We start from the raw sequence: 3,910 nt of genomic DNA, 5'->3' as shown, positions 1-3,910 counted from the left end.
GAGGCGCAGGTGGTGGTGGCGGATGTGCGGTGGGATCGGTTCGTGCCGTCGTTCACGGCGTTGCGTCCGTCTCGCCTGTTCACCGACATCCCCGAAGCGCAGGCGGCGATCGAGGCCGCGGCCCGCACCGAAGCCGGCCCCGCCGACCAGGCCTCCGCACTCCGCGACCGGCTGGCGGCCCTGACGCCGCCGGAGGTCGAGGCGTCCCTCCTGGACCTCGTACGCTCCCAGGTCGCCGCGGTGCTCGGCCATGCCACCGTGGAGGCGGTGCCGCCGGACCGGGCGTTCCAGCGCCTCGGCTTCGACTCGCTCACCGCCGTCGAGCTGCGTAACCGGCTGACCGCCGAAACGGGTCTCGCACTGCCCTCCACCCTCGTCTTCGACCACCCGACGCCGGCCGCCCTGGTCGTCTTCATCCGGGAGACGGTGCTCGGCGCCTCGGGCGACGCGCCGGCCGACCGCAGGGTCGCCGCAGTGGACGACGACCCGATCGTGATCGTCGGAATGGGCTGCCGCCTTCCGGGTGGCGTCGGAACTCCGGACGAGCTGTGGCAACTGCTCTCCGCGGGGCGCGACGGCATCTCCGAGTTCCCCCTCGACCGGGGCTGGGACAGCTTCCTCAGCAGCGGCCTGTCCGACACGTCCTTCGTCCGCAGGGGCGGCTTCGTCTACGACGCCGGTGAGTTCGACGCCGAGTTCTTCGGCATCTCGCCCCGCGAGGCGCTGGCGATGGACCCGCAGCAGCGGCTGCTGTTGGAGACGTCGTGGGAGGCGGTCGAGTCGGCGGGCATCGACCCGACCAGCCTGAGGGGCGGCGCGGTCGGCGTCTTCGCCGGCGCCAGCTTCCAGGGGTACGCCAGCGGATCGGTGGGTCGTGCCCAGGAGGTCGGCGGCCACCTGCTCACCGGCAACGCGACCAGCGTGTTGTCGGGCCGGGTGGCGTACTCGTTCGGCTTCGAGGGGCCGGCGGTCACGGTCGACACGGCGTGTTCGTCGTCGCTGGTGGCGCTGCACCTGGCGGCGCAGGCCCTGCGGTCCGGGGAGTGCGATCTCGCCCTGGCCGGCGGCGTCACCGTGATGGCCTCACCGGCCACGTTCGCCGAGTTCTCGATCCAGGGCGGCCTGTCCGCCGACGGCCGCTGCAAGTCGTTCTCGGACGCGGCGGACGGGACCGGCTGGTCCGAGGGCGTGGGCGTGCTGGTGGTGCAGCGGTTGTCGGACGCGCGGCGTGACGGTCGTCGGGTCCTGGCGGTGGTGCGCGGCAGCGCCGTGAACCAGGACGGCGCGTCGAATGGTTTGACGGCGCCGAATGGTCCGTCGCAGCAGCGGGTGATCCGGCAGGCGTTGGCGTCGGCGGGTCTGTCGGCGGCCGACGTGGACGTGGTGGAGGCGCACGGTACGGGCACGACGCTGGGTGACCCGATCGAGGCGCAGGCCCTGCTGGCGACGTACGGGCAGGGTCGGGATGTGCCGTTGTTGTTGGGGTCGGTGAAGTCGAACATCGGTCACACGCAGGCGGCTGCCGGGGTGGCGGGGATCATCAAGATGATCTTGGCGATGCGGGCGGGTGTGGTCCCGGCGACGTTGCACGTCGACGCGCCGTCGTCGCATGTGGACTGGTCGTCGGGTGCGGTGGAGTTGGTGACCGAGTCGCGGGCGTGGCCGGGGGTGGGGCGTCCGCGTCGGGCGGGCGTGTCGTCGTTCGGCATCTCCGGCACGAACGCGCACGTGATCATCGAGCAGCCGGAGCCGGAGCCTGTGGCGGCGTCGGCGGGCGAGGCGGTGGCTGCGGCGGTGGAGCCCGTGGCCGCTTCGGCTGCGGAGACGCGCGGCGAAACCGGCCGGACCGGCTCGGGGGACGCGGAGCCGGTTCCGGCGTCAGCCTCTGCGGGAGGCGTGGGGTTGCCGGTGCCGTGGTTGGTGTCGGGGCGCTCTGAGCGGGGTGTGGCGGGTCAGGCGGCGCGGTTGGCGTCGTTCGTGTCGGGTCGGTCCGTGTCGCCGGTGGATGTGTCGTGGTCGTTGGCGACGACGCGGGCGGCGTTGGAGCACCGTGCGGTGGTGTGGGGTGGCTCGGTCGAGGAACTGACGGCGGGTCTGTCGGTGGTGGCCGAGGGGCGGTCGTCGGTGTCGGGTGTGGTGTCGGCGGGTCGTCGGGCGGTGTTGTTCACGGGTCAGGGTTCGCAGCGCGTCGGGATGGGGCGGGAGCTGTACGACACGTTCCCTGTCTTTGCTTCGGCTTTCGACGGGGTGTGCGCCGAGATCGATGCGCATCTGCCGCGTCCGTTGCGGGAGGTGGTGTTCGCCGAGGCGGGCTCCGCCGACGGGGCTCTGCTGGACCAGACCGTGTTCGCGCAGGCCGGTCTTTTCGCGGTGGAGGTGGCGTTGTGGGAGCTGCTTGCGTCGTGGGGTGTGCGGGCGGACTACCTCGCGGGTCATTCGATCGGTGAGGTGACCGCGGCGTATGTGGCGGGGATGGTGTCCCTGGCGGATGCGTGTGTGTTGGTGGCGGCGCGGGGTCGGTTGATGCAGGCGTTGCCGTCCGGTGGGGTGATGGCGGCGGTCGGCGCGGCCGAGGATGCGGTGCGGGAGGTCATCGAGGCGTCGGGTGCGGCGGTGGACGTGGCGGCGGTGAATGGTCCGGCGTCGGTGGTGGTGTCGGGTGCCGCGAACGAGGTCGCGTTGGTGGTGGCCGCCAGCCGTGAGCGGGGGTGGCGGGTCAAGGAGTTGTCGGTCAGTCACGCGTTCCACTCGCGGTTGATGGAGCCGATGCTGGACGAGTTCCGGTCGGTGGTGGCGGGGCTGGATTGGCGGGTGCCGCGGGTTCCGGTGGTGTCGAATGTGACCGGTGCGGTGGCGGATGCGTTGGAGTTGGTGGAGCCGGAGTACTGGGTGCGGCATGTGCGGCAGCCGGTGCGGTTCGCCGATGGTGTGGCGGCGTTGCGGGAGCAGGGGGTCGACACGTTCCTGGAGGTCGGCCCGGACGCCGTACTGACCGCCATGGCAGCCGAGGCGGAAGCCGCCGACGACGTGCGGTACGTCGCCACGCTGCGCCGCAACCAGTCCGACGTCACCACCCTCACCGCCGCCGTCGGGCAGCTCTGGGCTGCCGGCGTGCCCGTCGACTGGGCCGCGTACCTCCACCAGGCCGGCGCCCGGCCGCGGGTGGTCGAGCTGCCCACCTACGCCTTCGACCGGCAGCGCTACTGGCTGGAGGATCCCCAGCCCGCCCCGGCTCCGGAGGGGGCCAACGCCCCGTCCGACGAGCAGTTCTGGGCGGCGGTCGAGTCCGGTGACCTCGCCGTGCTGGGCGACGAGTTGGCGGTGGAGGCGGACGAGCCGTCCACGGCGCTGCTGCCCAAGCTCGCCCGGTGGCGGCGGGCCACGCAGCAGCGGGTCGCCGTCGACTCCTGGCGGTACCGGGCGACGTGGCGTACGGCCGCCGTGCCGGAGTCCGCGACGTTGGCGGGCACCTGGCTGCTGCTGATGGCGCCGGGGCAGGAGGACCACCCGGTGGCGGCGGCCCTGGCCGCCCGGGCCGACCGGGCGGTCCCGGTGCTGGTCCCGGCCGGCGCGGACCGGAACCGGGTGGCGCAGCTGCTGCGGGAGGCGATGGGATCCGACGGCCGGGACGCCGCCGTGGTGTCCCTGCTGTCGCTGGCCGATCCGCGGGAGTCGTCCGCGGTCCCGGCCGCCGCCGAGGTGTCGACGGCGCTGGCCGTGGTGCAGGCGCTGGCCGAGGTCGGTGGGACGGGCCGGCTGTGGTGGCTGACGCGCGGGGCGGTGTCGGTCGGCGGCTCGGACGTGTTGGCCGATGTCGCGGGTGCTGCGGTGTGGGGTTTGGGTCGGGTGGTGGGTTTGGAGTTGCCGTTGCGGTGGGGTGGGTTGGTGGATTTGCCGGAGTTGTTGGGTG

At 73.0% G+C, this 3,910-nt stretch carries 1 pseudogene; it reads left to right on the top strand.

The annotated features are described in order from the left end of the window. Nucleotides 1-42 precede the first annotated feature (42 nt). A pseudogene (locus AB0G13_RS34290) lies at nt 43-3,910 on the top strand (beta-ketoacyl synthase N-terminal-like domain-containing protein); the annotation flags it as partial.

Origin of the sequence: Micromonospora sp. NPDC023633 (assembly GCF_040640035.1) — a bacterium.
In the GTDB taxonomy this organism is placed as follows: Bacteria; Actinomycetota; Actinomycetes; order Mycobacteriales; family Micromonosporaceae; genus Micromonospora.
Note: the sequence above shows the minus strand (reverse complement) of the source record. Positions and strands in the feature narration are given on the sequence as shown.